Consider the following 14,932-nt stretch of genomic DNA (forward strand, 5'->3'; position numbering starts at 1 on the left):
GGGGATCAATCCTCGAACTTGTCGGAAATGCGGGCCAGCGCGGTACTGAGGTCGCTGGCTATGTCCGGGCCGATCTCGGCCAGCATCGCATCCAGCCACGCCTCATGCGCTTCGGCCTGACGGATGAACTCCTCCTTGCCCTTCTGGGTCAGCCGCGCGCGGGCCGCCCGCCGATCCCCGGGGACCTGTTCCCGCAGGGCGAACCCGTCTTCGGCAAGCCGGTCGACGATGCCGGTGACATTGCCGTTCGACACCATCAGAAACCGTGAAAGCTCGCTCATTTTCAGGCCCTTGGGATGGCGGTGCAGGGCAGCCATGACATCGAAGCGCGGCAGGGTCGTGGCGAATTCAAGCCGCAGCCGTTCCCGCAACTCGGCCTCGACAAGACGGGTGGTTTTCAGCAGTCGCAACCAGAGACGCAGCCGCTCCTTGCTCTCTGGCTCGAACGGGTCCGGATTTGGATCGGTATTCATATTTCACCTCCTGACATGCTGAGTGCGTGGCCGTTGACCGATTGCGCGCCGTCCGAGCAGAGCCAGAGGACCGCCTCGGCCACCTCCGACGTCTGCACGAACCGGTCCTGCGGGTTGCTCCGGCGGAGTGAGCTGGCGGCGTCTTCGGCGCTCATCCCGGTCTTGTCGACGATGGTCGCGATGGAACGGTCCAGAAGCGGCGTTTCGATGAAACCGGGACAGACCGCGTTGACGGTGATACCGGTTCTTGCCAGTTCCAGCGCAAGGGCGCGGGTCAGCCCCACGACGCCATGCTTGGCCGCGCAATAGCCAGACACATAGGGATATCCCTTGAGACCGGCGGTGGAGGCGATTGCGATCATCCGCCCCCACCGGCGCGACGTCATGTCCGGCAGGGCGGCCTGCCAGAGGTTGAAGACGCCGGTCAGATTGACCGACAGGTCGCGGGTCAGATCCCCGACAGCCATCCGCGAAAACGGAATGCTCTCTGCCGCGCCTGCATTGGCTATGGCGATGTCGACGGGGCCCTGCGCCGCGCGGGCTTCGGCCAGCGCCGATCTGACCGCGTCTGCATCGGTCACGTCACAGCTGAGCGCCAGCGCGCCGGTCCGGTCGGCGATCGACTGCAACGGGTCCGGACGGCGGCCCAGTATCGTGACCTTGCCGTCCAGCGCAGCCGCGCGCAGCGCGACTTCGGCGCCGACCCCGGTTCCTCCGCCGGTTATGACGATATGTCTGCCTGTCATGCTCATGCCCGGATCGCCTCCGCTTCGCGGTCGGCCAGTCGCCAGGCCTGATCGCGGCCCGCCTCGTAGGGCAGGGGCCAGATGGCATGGCGGTCACCGATCCGCGCAGCCTCGTGAAACGTCCAGTAGGGATCGGCCAGATGCGGGCGGCCAAGGGCCACCAGATCGGCGCGGCCCGCCATCAGGATCGAGTTCGCATGATCCGCCTCGTAGATATTGCCCACTGCCATGGTGCTGATACCGGCCTCGTTGCGGATCCGGTCGGAAAACGGGGTTTGGAACATCCGGCCATAGACCGGCCTTGCTTCGGGCGTCGTCTGTCCGGCGGATACGTCGATGATATCGGCGCCGGCGGCCTTGAAGGCCCGGGCGACCTCCACCGCATCCCCGGGGGTCACGCCGTCTTCGCCGACCCAGTCATTGGCGGAGATCCGGACCGACATCGGCCTGGGCGCCGGCCAGACGGCGCGCATCGCGGCGAACACCTCCAGCGGATAGCGCAGGCGATTTTCAAGGCTGCCGCCGTAGGCGTCTTCGCGGGCATTGGACACCGGAGAGATGAAGGAGGAGATCAGGTAACCATGGGCGGCATGCAGTTCGATCATGTCGAAGCCCGCCCGTTCGGCCATTCGGGTGGCGGCCACGAACTGATCGCGGACCTGGTCCATCTCTTCGCGGGTCATCGCGCGGGGGGTGGCGTTGCCGCCGGACCAGGGAATGGCGGAGGCGGAGATCAGATCCCAATTGCCGGTTGCAAGCGGCGTATCCATCCCCTCCCACCCGATATTCGTGGAGCCCTTGCGCCCGGAATGCCCGATCTGGCAGCAGATCTTCGCCCGGGTCTCCGCATGGACGAAATCAACGAGACGGGACCATGCGGCCTCGTGCTCGGGCGCGTAGAGCCCGGGACAGCCGGGCGTGATCCGCCCGGTTTCCGACACGCAGGTCATTTCGGTATAGATCAGTCCCGCGCCCCCCTTGGCGCGCTCCCCGTAATGGACAAGATGCCAGTCGGTCGGGCAGCCATCCACGGCCTTGTATTGGGCCATCGGCGATACGACGATCCGGTTGTCCAATGCCATCTCGCGCAGCCTGAAGGGCGCAAACATCGGCGGGCGGACGGGCGCGTCGGCGGGCAGTCCGGCCTTTTGCTGAAACCATCCTTCGGCCGAACGAAGCCAGTCCGGGTCGCGCAGGCGCAGGTTCTCGTGCGAAATCCGTTGTGACCGGGTCAGGAGCGCGTAGTTGAACTGCACCGGGTCCATGTCGAGATAGCGTTCGACCTGTTCGAACCACTCCAGCGAGTTACGCGCCGCAGATTGCAGGCGCAGCACGTCGAGGCGGCGTTCGTCCTGATACCGTTCGAAGGCGCGCCGCATGTCCGGTTCGCTATGCAGGAACTCGGCCAGGGCGATGGCGCTGTCGAAGGCCAGCCGGGAGCCCGACCCGATGGAAAAATGCGCCGTGGCCGAGGCATCGCCCAGCAAAACGACGTTCTCGTGGTGCCATTTCTCGCACAACACGCGGGGGAAATTCATGAAGACCGCCGATCCGCGCAGATGATCGGCATTCGACATGAGCGGATGGCCGTTCAGATGATCGGCGAAAATCTCCTCACATTTGGCAATGATTTCGGATTTCGACATCTTCTCGAACCCGATTCTGTCCCATGTGTCCTGCTGGCATTCCACGATCACCGTCGCGGTGTCGTCATCGAACTGATAGGCATGGACCCAGACCCATCCATGGGCCGTCTTCTCGAAGATGAAGGTGAAGGCATCGTCGAATTTCTGATGGGTACCAAGCCAGATGAACTTGCACTCGCGGATATCCACCTCCGGCTTGAAATGCTGCGCCCATGAGGTGCGTACGGCGCTGTTGATCCCGTCAGAGGCCACCACAAGATCATAGTCGTCGGCATAGGTTTCCACCGGCCCGATGGGGGTTTCGAAGCGCAGATCGACGCCCAACTCCCGCGCGCGCTCCTGCAGCAGCAGAAGCATCTTCTTGCGCCCGATCCCGGCAAAGCCATGGCCGCCGGAAACGGTGCGATGGCCGTCATGGACCACCGCGATATCATCCCAATAGGCGAAGTTTTCGCGGATCGCAGCGGCGGAGACGGGATCGTTCTGCGCCATGTTCTCCAACGCATCGTCGGACAGAACCACCCCCCAGCCAAACGTGTCGTCGGCCTTGTTCCGCTCAAAAACGGTGACCTCATGGGACGGGTTGCGCAGTTTCATCGAGATGGCGAAGTAGAGACCTGCCGGACCCCCTCCCAGACATGCGATGCGCATCTTCGTCTCCCTGATTGCTCGGCGCTGGCTTGTGGCGCTTCTGTTAATAGGAATCATCTTAACCGGCATAGGAAGTATTTCAAGTATAAAATTTTAAGCTTGAAGTTTATTTTTGAAAGGCCTAACGATTACGTTTAACAGGGGCGTTGAAAGGGAAGGGGCGATGATCGACTGGACGGATGCGTTCGACAATTCCAGCTATGTGCGCGGCAGCGACAAGCTGGCCGATCTGTGGTCCGATGCGGCATCGGCCTATAGGGACCGGGCGGTGCCGGCAGGCCGCGCGCGGCTGGATATTCCTTATGGGCCGGGGCCGCGAAACCGCTTCGACCTGTTCTCGCCGGGGACAGAGCCGAAAGGTCTGATTGTGTTCATCCATGGCGGCTATTGGAAGGCGCTGGACAAGTCCTTCTGGTCGCATATGGCCGCCGGTCCGTTGTCCCACGGCTGGGCGATGGCGATCCCCAGCTACACGCTGGCACCGGAGGCGCGCATTTCGGACATCACGCGGGAGATCGGCGCGGCGATCACCGCGGCAGCAGGCGAGGTGCCGGGCCCGATCCGGATCATCGGCCATTCCGCGGGCGGACATCTCGTATCCCGGATGCTGTGCAGATCGGGCCCGTTGGACAGCCCGGTGCTGGATCGGCTGGAAGGGGTGATCTCGGTCAGCGGCATTCATGATCTGCGCCCTCTTCTGCAGGCCGACATGAACGAGACCCTGCGCCTGAGCGAGGCGGAGGCGGTGGCGGAGAGCCCGGCGCTGCAGGACCCGTACGAGACGATCCCGATCTGTTTCTGGGTCGGGGCGGCCGAGCGTCCGGAACTGGTTCGACAGACCCGCCTGATTGGCGAGATCTGGGGCGCGAAAGGCGCCGATACGAGCGAGGTCTACGAGCCGGGGCAGGACCATTTCTCGGTTATCTCGGCGCTGGCCGACGCCGAAAGCCGCCTCCTGACCACATTGACCGCACCCAAAAAGGTGACACCATGACCGATGCCTACGACCCCACCCAAGACGGTGCCAAGATGTCCTTCAGGAAAGACATGAGCTATGGCGACTATCTGCGGATGGATCAGGTGCTGGGCGCGCAGCATCTTCTGTCCGACGCCCATGACGAGATGCTGTTCATCATTCAGCACCAGACCTCCGAGCTGTGGATGCGGCTTGTGCTGCACGAGATATCGGCGGCCCGCGATCTGATCGGCCGCGGGCAGTTCCAGCCGGCCTTCAAGATGCTGACGCGGGTCGCCCGGATCTTCGATCAGCTGAACTCGGCCTGGGATGTGCTGCGCACGATGACGCCAAGCGATTACACGACCTTCCGCGAGGCGTTGGGCAACTCGTCGGGGTTTCAGTCGCACCAGTACCGTCTGATCGAATATGCGCTTGGCAATCGCAACACCAGCATGATGAAGATGCACGAACACAGGCCCGAACTGCACCGGCTGTTGCAGGACGAACTGGCGCGGCCCTCGCTCTATCATGTGGCGCTCGACGCGCTCTCGGGAGAAACCGGGATTTCCTTCGACCCCTCGGTGTTCCGGATGGATGCGCCGCATCAATCCGATGAGACCGTCATCGCGGCCTGGACCAAGATCTACCGGGCCCCGGAAACATATTGGACACTCTACGAGCTGGCCGAGAAGCTGGTTGATCTTGAGGATTACTTCCGGCGATGGCGGTTCAACCATGTCACGACGGTGGAGCGCGTCATCGGGTTCAAACGCGGTACCGGCGGCACCAGCGGTGTGCAATATCTGCGCCGTATGCTGGAGGTGGAACTGTTTCCCGAACTCTGGCACCTGCGCGGAGGGCTTTAGACCATGTCAACATTACCCAGAAAGGACCTGTTCGATCTGCCCGAGGGCGTGATCTATCTCGATGGCAACTCACTTGGTCCCTTGCCGAAATCGGTCAGGGCGCGGGTGGCGGATGTAATCGGAGCGGAATGGGGCACAAGCCTGATCCGCGGCTGGAACGACGCCGGGTGGATGGATCAGCCCGGTCGCGTTGGCGATCTGGTGGCCGCGCTGATCGGCGCGCCGGAGGGCAGCGTCATGATGGGAGATACCCTGTCGATCAAGGTCTATCAGGCGCTGGCGGCGGCGTTGGAGATGCGCCCGGACCGAAAGGTGGTCCTGTCCGACAGCGGCAATTTCCCCACCGATCTTTACATGGCGAAGGGGCTTCTGACCTCGCTCGGGCAAGGCCACGAGCTGAGGATCGTGGACCCCGAGGACGTCGCGGGCGCAATGGACGAGACCGTGGCGGCGGTGATGCTGACGGAAGTCGATTACCGCACGGGCCGAAAACACGACATGACGGAGTTGACAAGGCGGGCCCATGATGCCGGGGCGGTGATGATCTGGGATCTGGCCCATTCGGCGGGCGCGCTGCCTGTGGATCTGACCGGGTCGCGCTGCGAATTCGCGGTCGGATGCAGCTACAAGTATCTCAATGGGGGCCCAGGTGCGCCGGCCTTCATCTATGTGCGGCCCGACATCTTGGATCATGTGCGGCCTGCCCTGTCGGGATGGATGGGCCATGATGCGCCTTTCGCCTTCGATCTGGAATATCGCCCGGCCTCGGGTGTCGAGAGGATGCGCGTCGGTACGCCACCGGTTCTGCAGATGAGTGCACTGGAGGAGGCGATGTCCGTCTGGAAAGGCGTGACGATGGATGAAATCCGGGCCGCCTCTATCCGCCTGTCGGAACGCTTCATTCAGGAGGTTGAAGCCCGCTGCCCGGAACTGGTGCTGGCCAGCCCCCGGGATCCGGCGATGCGGGGTTCCCAGGTTTCCTTTGCGTTTGCTGAGGGATATGCCGCGATGCAGGCGCTGATCGCCCGTGGTGTCATCGGCGATTTCCGCGCGCCGGACATCATTCGCTTCGGCTTTACCCCGTTATATCTGGACGAGGACGATATTGTGGCGGCCGCGGGCATCTTGCAGGATATCATGGCCAATCGGCTTTGGGACGATCCGGCTTACAAGACGGCGAACAAGGTCACCTGAACTCTTTTCGGGCCGGGAGAGGGGCTTGGCGGGCGTGCCGATTGGCGCCCGGTGGTCTGCCCGCGAGATGACCTGACCAGATGTCAGGCAAGCGGATCGCGGCGTGTGGCGCGGCCGTTTTCAGGGTCCGGCCCGCATCTGCCGGCTTACGTAGCGGCAAACATTGTCTTGATGGTGTTACAAGAATCGAAGAGGCTCTGCACACGTGTGCACACTGACGCATTCTCTGCCACAATTCTTCCTTGGAGAAACTGATGACCATATTGACCCGCAGCACGGCAATCGCCGCGACGCTCGCTGCTTTCGCGGCTCCGGCCCTTGCCGAGCAAATCACCATCACCGTCTGGGCCGGCGGCTCAAACGACAACGACAGTTACCGTGTCGAGGCGATCGAGATGGCCGCCGATATTCTGGAGCGCGAAGCCGCGATCCGGGGCGAAGAGATCGACATCACCGTTGATGGGCGTTGGGATTTCGCCGGATGGGATGAATTCAAACAGGCCGTGACACTTGGCGCCGAGGCCGGAACCGCGCCCAATATCGTTGTCACCTCGCATCTCGACATCGCCCCGTGGAGCCAGGCCGGATACATCGTGCCGGTGGAGGATTATGTCGATCTGGATGCCTGGCCGCTGAACAACGTCTATCCGAACCTCATGGAAATTGCCGCCTTCGGTGGCACGCAGTGGGGTGTGCCGCAGGATTCCGAATCGCGACCTTTCTTCTTCTGGCGCGAAACGATGAGCGGGCTGGGCTATACCGAAGAGCAGATCGACGCCCTGCCCGACATGGTTGCCAGCGGCGATTACACACTCCGCGACATGCTGGCCGATGCCACCCGCGCCGTCGAAATGGGCCTTGTCGAGGAAGGATACGGGTTTTACCCGCGGGTCTCCAACGGGCCGGACTATGCGCAGTTCTACCAATCCTTCGGCGGTGAACTGATCGACCCGGAAACCGGGCAACTGGTCTTCGACCGGGCGGCAATGACCGAATTCTACCAGTTCTTCGTCGACGCGGTGGAGGCGGGCGTGACCCGGCAGAACCATATCGGCACCGACTGGGACCAGTGGTACAACGAGGTTGCCAATGGACGCGCCGCATTCTGGCATGGCGGGACATGGCATTTCGGCCGCTATGGCCGCGAGGGGAACGAGGATTTCTGGAACACGATCCAGTTTTCGCTGATCCCGGCGGGCAATGATGCCGGCCGCCCCAACACCATCACGCATCCGCTTGTCTATCTGCTGACCGATCAGGACGATGACCGGGCCGAAGAGATTGCCGCACGGCTGGTGGCCATCGCGACCGAGCCGCGCCTGAACACGCTGCACGCGATCAAATCGAGCCATCTTGCGGTGGCGCAGGTGCAGCAGGATCTGGATCTCTACAGCGGCGACAGATGGGCGTCAGAGGCGACCGAGGTGCTGCTGGCTTCGGCCAATGCGCAACCCAACCATCTGCAATACGGGGCCTTTTCCGAGGCGATGTTCAGCGGTCTGGAATCCGCGTGGAGCGGTACCCAGAGTGTCGAGGAGGCCGTAGCAGAGGTCGAGGCGCAGATGCGCGCGACCCTGGGCGACGATCTGATCATCCGCTAGGGCGGCCACCTGGGATCGGGGCGCTGAAGAACGGCGCCCCGATCCCTCCCTGCAAAGAGGTCTCCGTCATGCGCGTCCGCCTGCTTGGTATCGGTTTTCTGGCTCCTGCACTTGTCGCGGTGTCGCTGTTCTTTCTTCTGCCGGTCCTGTTGACCGCGGTATTCTCCTTCACGAACATGTCCACCTCAACGGGCATTAGCGGTGGCGAGTACCTGATCATTGAAACCGATCTGCGCGACCTGCCCGCACAGGGCGTGAGCGCGGAAACCGTCGTGCAGCTTGACGCGGCGGGATACGCGATTACCGAGGTCGGGCTGGCGCGAATGGCCGCCGCGTTCGGCGCAGACCGTGCGCAGGAGTTGCGCGAGGACTACTTTGGCGACACGTTCGAGGCTCGCCGCGATCTGGAGCGCCTGCTGCGCGATCTGGACAACAACCCGATCCGCAACACCCGCGAGCGCAAGGCCGCCGCCGACCTTTTCGCCGTCACGATCGTCGGCGAGAGATATGACACAGAAGCCGCGTTTCGCGACGCCCTTTCGGACACGGGCATCGACCCTTCGGATCATGATGCGCTTGTCACCGCGGCCTATACAGGCTGGATCTGGACCAGCGATAACTTCTCGCTTCTTTTCGAGCTGCCTTCGACCCTGCGATATGCGCTGAACACCGCGTTCTATGTGGTCTGCACGCTGGCGTTCAACATCACCTTTGGCCTCTTTCTGGCGATCTCGACCTTCTACCTGCCGCTCAAGCTTGCGAACGTTTTCCGTTCGATCTGGTTCCTGCCCCGCATCCTGCCGCCGGTCATGTATGTGCTGATGTGGAACTGGTTCACCTGGGACAACGGCTTCATTGCCACGGTCACCGGCTGGTTCGGCGTCCCGCAGCAGAACTGGATGATGCAGACGCCCACCCACGCCTGGACCGTGATCATCCTGATCAACGGCTTCGTCGGTGCGTCGCTCGGGATGATCCTGTTTTCCTCGGCGATCAAGGCGATACCGCTTCCGATGCTCTACGCCTCGGAGGTGGATGGTGCGAACCGCTGGCAGCAGGTGCGCTACATCATCCTGCCGCAGATGCGCTGGCCGATCCTGTTCCTGACGTGTTATCAGACTCTTAGCCTGCTGACATCATTCGAGTATATTCTGCTTGCCACCGATGGCGGGCCGGGAAGCACCACCGAGGTCTGGGCGCTGGCTGCCTATCATACGGCACTCAGCAATTACGGCGGCAATCTGCAATACGGGCTTGGTGCAGCCTTCGCGCTTATCCTCGTGGTGATCGGCATCGTGCTGTCGGCGCTCTATCTGCGCTTTTTCAACTTCAAGGAACTGGTTGCCAAGCCGAGGATCGAGCAATGACGGGACACGCGCGCATCTGGCATCTTGTAGCGATACTGGGCATTTTTTCACTGCCGCTGATCATCATGTATGTGTTCCAGGTGGTGGAAAGTGTCGCCGCACCGGCACCGGGCTCGTTGATCCCGGGCGAATTGGACCTTGAAAACTGGCGCTTTCTCTGGGGCAGTATCGACAGTGGGCGGCCCTCCATCTGGCGGGTCACGCTGAACACATTCCTGTTTGCCAGCATCACCTCCTTTCTTGTCTGTGCGCTGTCGCTGACGGCGGGCTATGCCCTGTCGCGTCTTAACCTGCCGGCCCGTCCCCTCTTTCTTGGCGGGCTGATCATCTTGCATGCTTTCCCGACCGTCACCCTGATCATCGCGATATTCATCATCCTCCAGATGATGGGGCTTTATGATACGCTTCTGGGGATCATTCTGGTGAAGGCGGCGCTGGAACTGCCCTTTGGCATCTGGATCATGAAGGGCTTCTACGACACTGTACCCTGGGAGATCGAGATGGCGGGCGTACAGGATGGCGCAAGCCGGTTGCGCGTCTGGTGGGAACTGGTTCTGCCGCAGATCAAACCGGGCCTTTCGGCGCTTCTGATCATCTCCTTCCTCGCGGCGTGGTCGGAATTTGTGCTGCCGCTGGTTTTGGCGCCCGGGTCGGGGGCACAGGTTCTGGCGACCTACATGAACGCCGTGATCAACGACGATACCAACCAGGATTTCGGCCTCTTCAAGGCGGTCGGCATGTTCTACTCTCTGCCCGTGATCCTGATTTACCTGCTGTTCCAGAAACAGCTCATGAACATTTACGGCGGAGGTACGAAGGGCTGATGGATCTCAGGCTGACCAAATTCACCAAACGCTTCGGCGATGTGACGGTGATCGACAAGATGGACCTGACCGTCCGAAGCGGCGAGATGATGGCGCTTCTCGGCCCGTCGGGCTGCGGAAAATCCACGACGCTGTTTGCGATCTGCGGCATTCACAAGATGGATGGCGGCACACTCCATTTCGGAGAGGAGGAGGTGACACGGCTGCCCGCGCAACAGCGCCCGGTCGGCGTCGTGTTCCAGAATTACGCGCTCTACCCGCACATGACCGTCGCCCAGAACATCGCCTTTCCCCTGCGGGTTCAGCGCAAGACCAGATCCGAGATCACCGATGAGGTGGGCCGGATGGCGGAGCTTGTGCAGATCTCGAACCTGCTGGACCGGCGCCCGGCGCAACTGTCGGGCGGGCAGCAGCAGCGCGTGGCGCTGGCCCGCGCGATGGTGCGCAAACCCGATGTTTTGCTGCTTGACGAACCGCTGGCCAATCTGGACGCCAAGCTGCGGCTTGAAATGCGGTCCGAGATCCGGCGCATACAGCGCGAAACCGGGATCACCGCGATCCTCGTCACCCACGATCAGGTGGAGGCGATGTCGATGTGCGACCGGATCGCGCTGATGAAGGACGGGGGGATCGTGCAGCTTGATACGCCGATGGGGATGTATACGGACCCTGCGGACAAGTTCGTGGCGGGTTTTCTGGGCAATCCGCCGATCTCCTTCGTGCAGGCGCAATCGGGCGACAGCCTCGATCTCGGGCACGGACTCCGGATCGCGCGGCCGGACGGGTTGCAGGCCAGGGGCGAGATCACGCTTGGCATCCGGCCCGAACATGTCGGCCCACAATTCGGCACCGGGCTGGAGGGCGAGATCGTCTTTGTCGAGCCGCAGGGCAGGGAGGAGCTGGTCGATATCCGCCTCGCCTCCGGTGCGGAATTACGCGCGATCCTGCCCTCGGGCACCGGGCATGCCCTTGGCCAGCGGGTCGATTGGGGGGTCGATGCCAAACGCATACTTGCATTCTCACCGGAGGGGGCCCGCCTGTGATCGACCAGCCACTGCCGCCGCGACCCTATGCGATCGCGCATCGCGGCGCCTCCGCCTATGCGCCGGACAACACGCTTGCGGCGTTCCGCAAGGCCGCGGAGCTTGGCGCCGACATGTGGGAGGTCGATATCCGGATGACGGCGGATGGCGCGGTTGTGGCCTTCCACGATCCGGTGCTGGGCGATGGCCGCGCGGTCGCCAATGTAACGCTGGCCGAATTGCGCAAAGCCCAACCCGATTGCCCGCTTCTTACGGATGTTCTGGCGCTGGCGGCGGAAAGCGGCGCGGGTATCTACGCCGATATCAAGGACATCAATGCCAGCCTGTCCACGCTGGACTGGCTTAAGACCCACAAGATCGACCTTGCCATTCTGGGCGCCTTCGATACCGATGTGACCGATCTGCTGCGCCATGCCGGTTGCCCCTATCCGATTGCAGCGCTGGTACCGCTTGGGGCCGATCCGCACGGCCATGCGCCCTGCGCGGATGTCATCCATCTGTGCTGGGAACGGATGGAACGCCCGCAGGATACCCTGATCGAGAGCTTCTTTCGGCGTGCCTTTGCGGATGGTCAGCGGGTTGTGCTCTGGCATGAGGAAGACCCGGTGCGCATGGCCGCGATCCGAACGCGCCCGGTCACCGGTATCTGCTCGGACATGCCGGAACTGGTGAACCCGTTTCGCCCGCCCGCCACATGGCCGGTGGAGGTCGTGTGCCATCGCGGGGCCAACAAGATCGCTCCGGAAAACACACTGCCGGCAGTGGAATGCGCGCTGGCCGCGGGCTTTTCCCATGCGGAGGTCGATCTGCACCTCACGACCGATGGCGAGATCGTCGTGATCCATGACCCGACGCTGGATCGCACGACCTCCGGCACCGGCCCGGTCCCGGCGATGACGCTGGCGGAGTTGCGGGCGCTGGATGCGGGCGGTTGGTTCGACCCGTTTTTTGCCGGCACGCGGATACCGACCCTGCAAGAGGTGCTGGCGGTTGCGCTGAAACATGACGGGCAGCTTTATCTGGAGCTCAAATCGGCCCCGCCCGCGCCGGTCTGGGATCAGGTGACTGAGGCCGGGCTGCAGGAGCGGGTGTTCTTCTGGTCCTTCAACCGCAATTTTCTGCGCAACCTGCGGTCTCTCGCGCCGACCGCGCGGATCATGGCACGTCGGCAGGATTACCCCGACCTGCAAGCCGCCATTGACGATTATGGTGCCGATCTGATCGAATTCCTGCCGGGCGACGATCCGCTGGAGGTCGCGACACTCCGGGGGGGTCGCATGCGCAGCATGGTCGCCTACATGGAAAAGACGCCTGATATCTTCGATCGGATCATCGCGATGCGCCCCGATATGGTCAATCTGGACGATCCCTTCGCCTTTCGGCGGCACCTTGCGGCATGTGACGTTTCATGACCGACGGCCCGAAACGCAAACCCACCTCCTTCGATGTCGCCCGGCTGGCCGGGGTGTCGCGCTCCGCGGTCTCGCGGGCTTACACGCCCGGGGCCCATATCGCCGACGCGACGCGGCAGAAGGTTCACGCCGCCGCCACCGAACTGGGCTACCGGGTCAACTCGCTGGCACGCGGTCTGCAAGGCCAGCATTCCGGAATCGTGGGTCTGGTCGCGTCGCGGCTGGACACACCGCTTCGGTCGCGGCAGGTGCGCCTTCTGGGGCAGTCTCTCATCCGGGAGGGGTTCCGGCCGATGCTGCTCACGGCCGAAAAACCGGACGAGGTGGGGGGGCTGATCGACGGGCTTCTTGGCTATAGCGTGGCCGGAATGATCGTGACCTCGGACACGCCGCCAAGCGCCCTGATCGAGGATTGCGGGCGCCTTGGCCTGCCGGTGGTTCTGATCAACCGGGCGGGCAAGACAAGCTGGGGCGACAGGATCGTCGCAGATAGTGAAACCAGTGGTAAACTGGTCTTCGACATGCTCCGATCCTCGGGCGCGACCAATCTGGCCTGTCTGGCGCCGAGGGTGGAAACCTTCTCCGTCGCCGGGCGCATCCGCGCGTTCATGGCCCGTGCCGAGGCTGCCGGGGTGCCCTGCAGGATGCTCCTGGCCGACGATCAGGCCTATGGCAGTGCGCGGATCGCGCTGAAGGCGCAATCCGCGGCGCTGGAGGGGGTCGATGGGCTCTTCTGCGCGACGGATCTGATTGCGATGGGGGCACTGGATGCGCTGCGCTTCGACCTTGGCCGTGCGGTGCCCGACGAGATCCAGCTTGTCGGCTTTGACGATATCGAACAGGCCGGATGGGCCGCGTATGATCTGTCGACCGTCCATCAGGATCTGGAAGAGCAGGCCGCGCTGGCGATGCGGCTGCTGAAGGAACGCGCCGCCGATATCGACATGGCGCCGCGCACCGTGACCCAGACCCTTGTGCCAGTCTATCGGGGAACCACCAGACATGACCGTTGATCGCCTGGCCCTGGCCGTTTCGCTTGCCAACGAGGCCGGAGATCTCGCGCGGTCCCTTCGGTCCGATCCGGAACGGCTCAAGATCACCGAAAAGGGGCCGATGGACCTTGTTACCGCCGCCGATCACGCCGTCGAGGCGCTGGTTCGGAACCGGCTGGCCGACGCTGATCCCGCCGCCTCCGTCCTGGGCGAGGAAGAGGGGCGGACGGGCGTGGGCCGGGCCTGCTGGATCGTCGATCCGATTGACGGGACGGTGAACTTTGCCCGCGGCACGCCGGACTGGGCGATCTCGATCGCCTATTTCGACGGGAAGGCGCTGACCGTCGGGGTCATCCACGCCCCGGATCTGGGCCTGACCGCCGCCGCCACGCGCGGGGGCAAGGCCTGTCTGAACGGTGTCGAAATCCGCCTTGACGCGGCGCGGCCCATTGGCCCGATCGTAGCTCTGGGATATTCCTCGCGCGGATCGCTTCCCGAGTATCTTGCCCGGATCGAGGCGCTTTTGGCCGATGGTATCGAGCACCGCCGCCACGGGGCCGCGACCATCGGGTTTCTCGGGGTTCTGGCGGGGTGGTTCGATGCCTATCATGAGCCGATGCTCAACATCTGGGACGCGGCGGCGGGGCTTGTGCTGATCGAAGCCGCGGGCGGCATCGTGCATCATGATCCGGTCGCGTCCTTTCTGGAGCGGCCTTCCGAAGTACTGGCGGAAACCGGGCAGATCGCCGGGTTGCGCAGTCTCCTTTCTCTGGAGGCTTTCGGGGCGCGCTGAAGAGCGGCCCGCGGGTCCCCACGAGAGAAACCCCGTCCCCCAAACAGTCATGGATCGACGCCGTGAGCGGTCGATCCGAAGCTGCGCCGTCTGCGGGAGAGCCATGGAACTTTCCGGGCCTTGGAAACGTTTCATCCCTGACGAAGGAATCGGAGAAAGACATGAGCGCCCCGGACACAGACGTCCAGAAACAGGCGAAACGTCATCGCGGCGCTCTTTTCGGAATTGCCGGGGTCGTCGTGTTCGCGGTGCTGCTCTTTCTTCTCTTTCTGACGATTGCGACGGACCCGGACGAGACCGGCTTCGGCGCGGAGCTCGATGAGCCCGCGACCGAACGGGCGCCGTGACGCAGACCCCCGGCCAGCT

General features: G+C 63.2%; 14 protein-coding genes. 11 read left to right on the forward strand and 3 right to left on the reverse strand.

Annotated features, from left to right (window positions below):
• Positions 1 to 5: 5 nt before the first annotated feature.
• From D9R08_RS05345 to D9R08_RS05355, 3 genes are read right to left on the reverse strand one after another with little or no spacing between them, the layout of a single operon-like run.
• Entirely contained in the window at positions 6 to 473 is a 468-nt protein-coding gene (locus tag D9R08_RS05345; protein WP_121896997.1) for a MarR family winged helix-turn-helix transcriptional regulator, read from the reverse strand.
• The gene (locus D9R08_RS05350) at positions 470 to 1,225 is read right to left on the reverse strand and encodes an SDR family NAD(P)-dependent oxidoreductase (RefSeq protein ID WP_121896998.1); all 756 of its coding nucleotides are present in this window, start codon (positions 1,223 to 1,225) and stop codon (positions 470 to 472) included. The genes D9R08_RS05345 and D9R08_RS05350 overlap by 4 nt, the downstream gene beginning before the upstream one ends.
• A complete protein-coding gene (locus tag D9R08_RS05355; protein WP_121896999.1) occupies positions 1,222 to 3,516 on the reverse strand; it encodes a bifunctional salicylyl-CoA 5-hydroxylase/oxidoreductase in 2,295 nt (764 codons plus the stop codon). The genes D9R08_RS05350 and D9R08_RS05355 overlap by 4 nt, the downstream gene beginning before the upstream one ends.
• A gap of 163 nt (positions 3,517 to 3,679) precedes the next feature.
• Between D9R08_RS05355 and D9R08_RS05360 the strand changes: the two genes are divergently transcribed.
• From D9R08_RS05360 to D9R08_RS05410, 11 genes are all read left to right on the forward strand, one after another.
• The gene (locus D9R08_RS05360) at positions 3,680 to 4,510 is read left to right on the forward strand and encodes an alpha/beta hydrolase (RefSeq protein WP_121897000.1); all 831 of its coding nucleotides are present in this window, start codon (positions 3,680 to 3,682) and stop codon (positions 4,508 to 4,510) included.
• On the forward strand, positions 4,507 to 5,340 hold the full coding sequence (locus D9R08_RS05365) for a tryptophan 2,3-dioxygenase (protein WP_121897001.1): 834 nt from the start codon (positions 4,507 to 4,509) through the stop codon (positions 5,338 to 5,340). The genes D9R08_RS05360 and D9R08_RS05365 overlap by 4 nt, the downstream gene beginning before the upstream one ends.
• A gap of 3 nt (positions 5,341 to 5,343) precedes the next feature.
• On the forward strand, positions 5,344 to 6,534 hold the full coding sequence (gene kynU / locus D9R08_RS05370) for a kynureninase (protein ID WP_121897002.1): 1,191 nt from the start codon (positions 5,344 to 5,346) through the stop codon (positions 6,532 to 6,534).
• A 254-nt stretch (positions 6,535 to 6,788) separates the two neighbouring features.
• Positions 6,789 to 8,135 carry an ABC transporter substrate-binding protein gene (locus D9R08_RS05375; protein WP_121897274.1) on the forward strand — a complete coding sequence of 449 codons (1,347 nt, stop codon included), beginning with the start codon at positions 6,789 to 6,791 and terminating at the stop codon, positions 8,133 to 8,135.
• Between the two features lie 68 nt (positions 8,136 to 8,203).
• On the forward strand, positions 8,204 to 9,502 hold the full coding sequence (locus tag D9R08_RS05380) for a carbohydrate ABC transporter permease (RefSeq protein ID WP_121897003.1): 1,299 nt from the start codon (positions 8,204 to 8,206) through the stop codon (positions 9,500 to 9,502).
• The gene (locus tag D9R08_RS05385) at positions 9,499 to 10,326 is read left to right on the forward strand and encodes a carbohydrate ABC transporter permease (protein ID WP_121897004.1); all 828 of its coding nucleotides are present in this window, start codon (positions 9,499 to 9,501) and stop codon (positions 10,324 to 10,326) included. The genes D9R08_RS05380 and D9R08_RS05385 overlap by 4 nt, the downstream gene beginning before the upstream one ends.
• On the forward strand, positions 10,326 to 11,369 hold the full coding sequence (locus tag D9R08_RS05390; protein WP_121897005.1) for an ABC transporter ATP-binding protein: 1,044 nt from the start codon (positions 10,326 to 10,328) through the stop codon (positions 11,367 to 11,369). Before D9R08_RS05385 ends, D9R08_RS05390 begins: the two co-directional genes overlap by 1 nt.
• A complete protein-coding gene (locus D9R08_RS05395; RefSeq protein ID WP_147450617.1) occupies positions 11,366 to 12,781 on the forward strand; it encodes a glycerophosphodiester phosphodiesterase in 1,416 nt (471 codons plus the stop codon). Before D9R08_RS05390 ends, D9R08_RS05395 begins: the two co-directional genes overlap by 4 nt.
• Positions 12,778 to 13,794, forward strand: a complete 1,017-nt coding sequence (locus tag D9R08_RS05400) for a LacI family DNA-binding transcriptional regulator (RefSeq protein WP_121897007.1) — start codon at positions 12,778 to 12,780, stop codon at positions 13,792 to 13,794. The genes D9R08_RS05395 and D9R08_RS05400 overlap by 4 nt, the downstream gene beginning before the upstream one ends.
• Positions 13,784 to 14,566, forward strand: coding sequence for an inositol monophosphatase family protein (locus D9R08_RS05405; protein WP_121897008.1), 783 nt, complete (start codon positions 13,784 to 13,786; stop codon positions 14,564 to 14,566). Before D9R08_RS05400 ends, D9R08_RS05405 begins: the two co-directional genes overlap by 11 nt.
• 161 nt (positions 14,567 to 14,727) lie before the next feature.
• A complete protein-coding gene (locus D9R08_RS05410; protein ID WP_121897009.1) occupies positions 14,728 to 14,913 on the forward strand; it encodes a hypothetical protein in 186 nt (61 codons plus the stop codon).
• Positions 14,914 to 14,932 lie beyond the last annotated feature (19 nt).

The sequence above is a fragment of the Rhodophyticola porphyridii genome (assembly GCF_003688285.1).
GTDB lineage: Bacteria > Pseudomonadota > Alphaproteobacteria > Rhodobacterales > Rhodobacteraceae > Rhodophyticola > Rhodophyticola porphyridii.

What these genes read in the sequence shown, in the direction of transcription:
- D9R08_RS05345 (WP_121896997.1), bottom strand. Translation starts at nt 473, where the DNA reads ATGAATACCGATCCAAATCCGGACCCGTTCGAGCCAGAGAGCAAGGAG.
- D9R08_RS05350 (WP_121896998.1), bottom strand. Translation starts at nt 1,225, where the DNA reads ATGAGCATGACAGGCAGACATATCGTCATAACCGGCGGAGGAACCGGG.
- D9R08_RS05355 (WP_121896999.1), bottom strand. Translation starts at nt 3,516, where the DNA reads ATGCGCATCGCATGTCTGGGAGGGGGTCCGGCAGGTCTCTACTTCGCC.
- D9R08_RS05360 (WP_121897000.1), top strand. Translation starts at nt 3,680, where the DNA reads ATGATCGACTGGACGGATGCGTTCGACAATTCCAGCTATGTGCGCGGC.
- D9R08_RS05365 (WP_121897001.1), top strand. Translation starts at nt 4,507, where the DNA reads ATGACCGATGCCTACGACCCCACCCAAGACGGTGCCAAGATGTCCTTC.
- kynU (WP_121897002.1), top strand. Translation starts at nt 5,344, where the DNA reads ATGTCAACATTACCCAGAAAGGACCTGTTCGATCTGCCCGAGGGCGTG.
- D9R08_RS05375 (WP_121897274.1), top strand. Translation starts at nt 6,789, where the DNA reads ATGACCATATTGACCCGCAGCACGGCAATCGCCGCGACGCTCGCTGCT.
- D9R08_RS05380 (WP_121897003.1), top strand. Translation starts at nt 8,204, where the DNA reads ATGCGCGTCCGCCTGCTTGGTATCGGTTTTCTGGCTCCTGCACTTGTC.
- D9R08_RS05385 (WP_121897004.1), top strand. Translation starts at nt 9,499, where the DNA reads ATGACGGGACACGCGCGCATCTGGCATCTTGTAGCGATACTGGGCATT.
- D9R08_RS05390 (WP_121897005.1), top strand. Translation starts at nt 10,326, where the DNA reads ATGGATCTCAGGCTGACCAAATTCACCAAACGCTTCGGCGATGTGACG.
- D9R08_RS05400 (WP_121897007.1), top strand. Translation starts at nt 12,778, where the DNA reads ATGACCGACGGCCCGAAACGCAAACCCACCTCCTTCGATGTCGCCCGG.
- D9R08_RS05405 (WP_121897008.1), top strand. Translation starts at nt 13,784, where the DNA reads ATGACCGTTGATCGCCTGGCCCTGGCCGTTTCGCTTGCCAACGAGGCC.
- D9R08_RS05410 (WP_121897009.1), top strand. Translation starts at nt 14,728, where the DNA reads ATGAGCGCCCCGGACACAGACGTCCAGAAACAGGCGAAACGTCATCGC.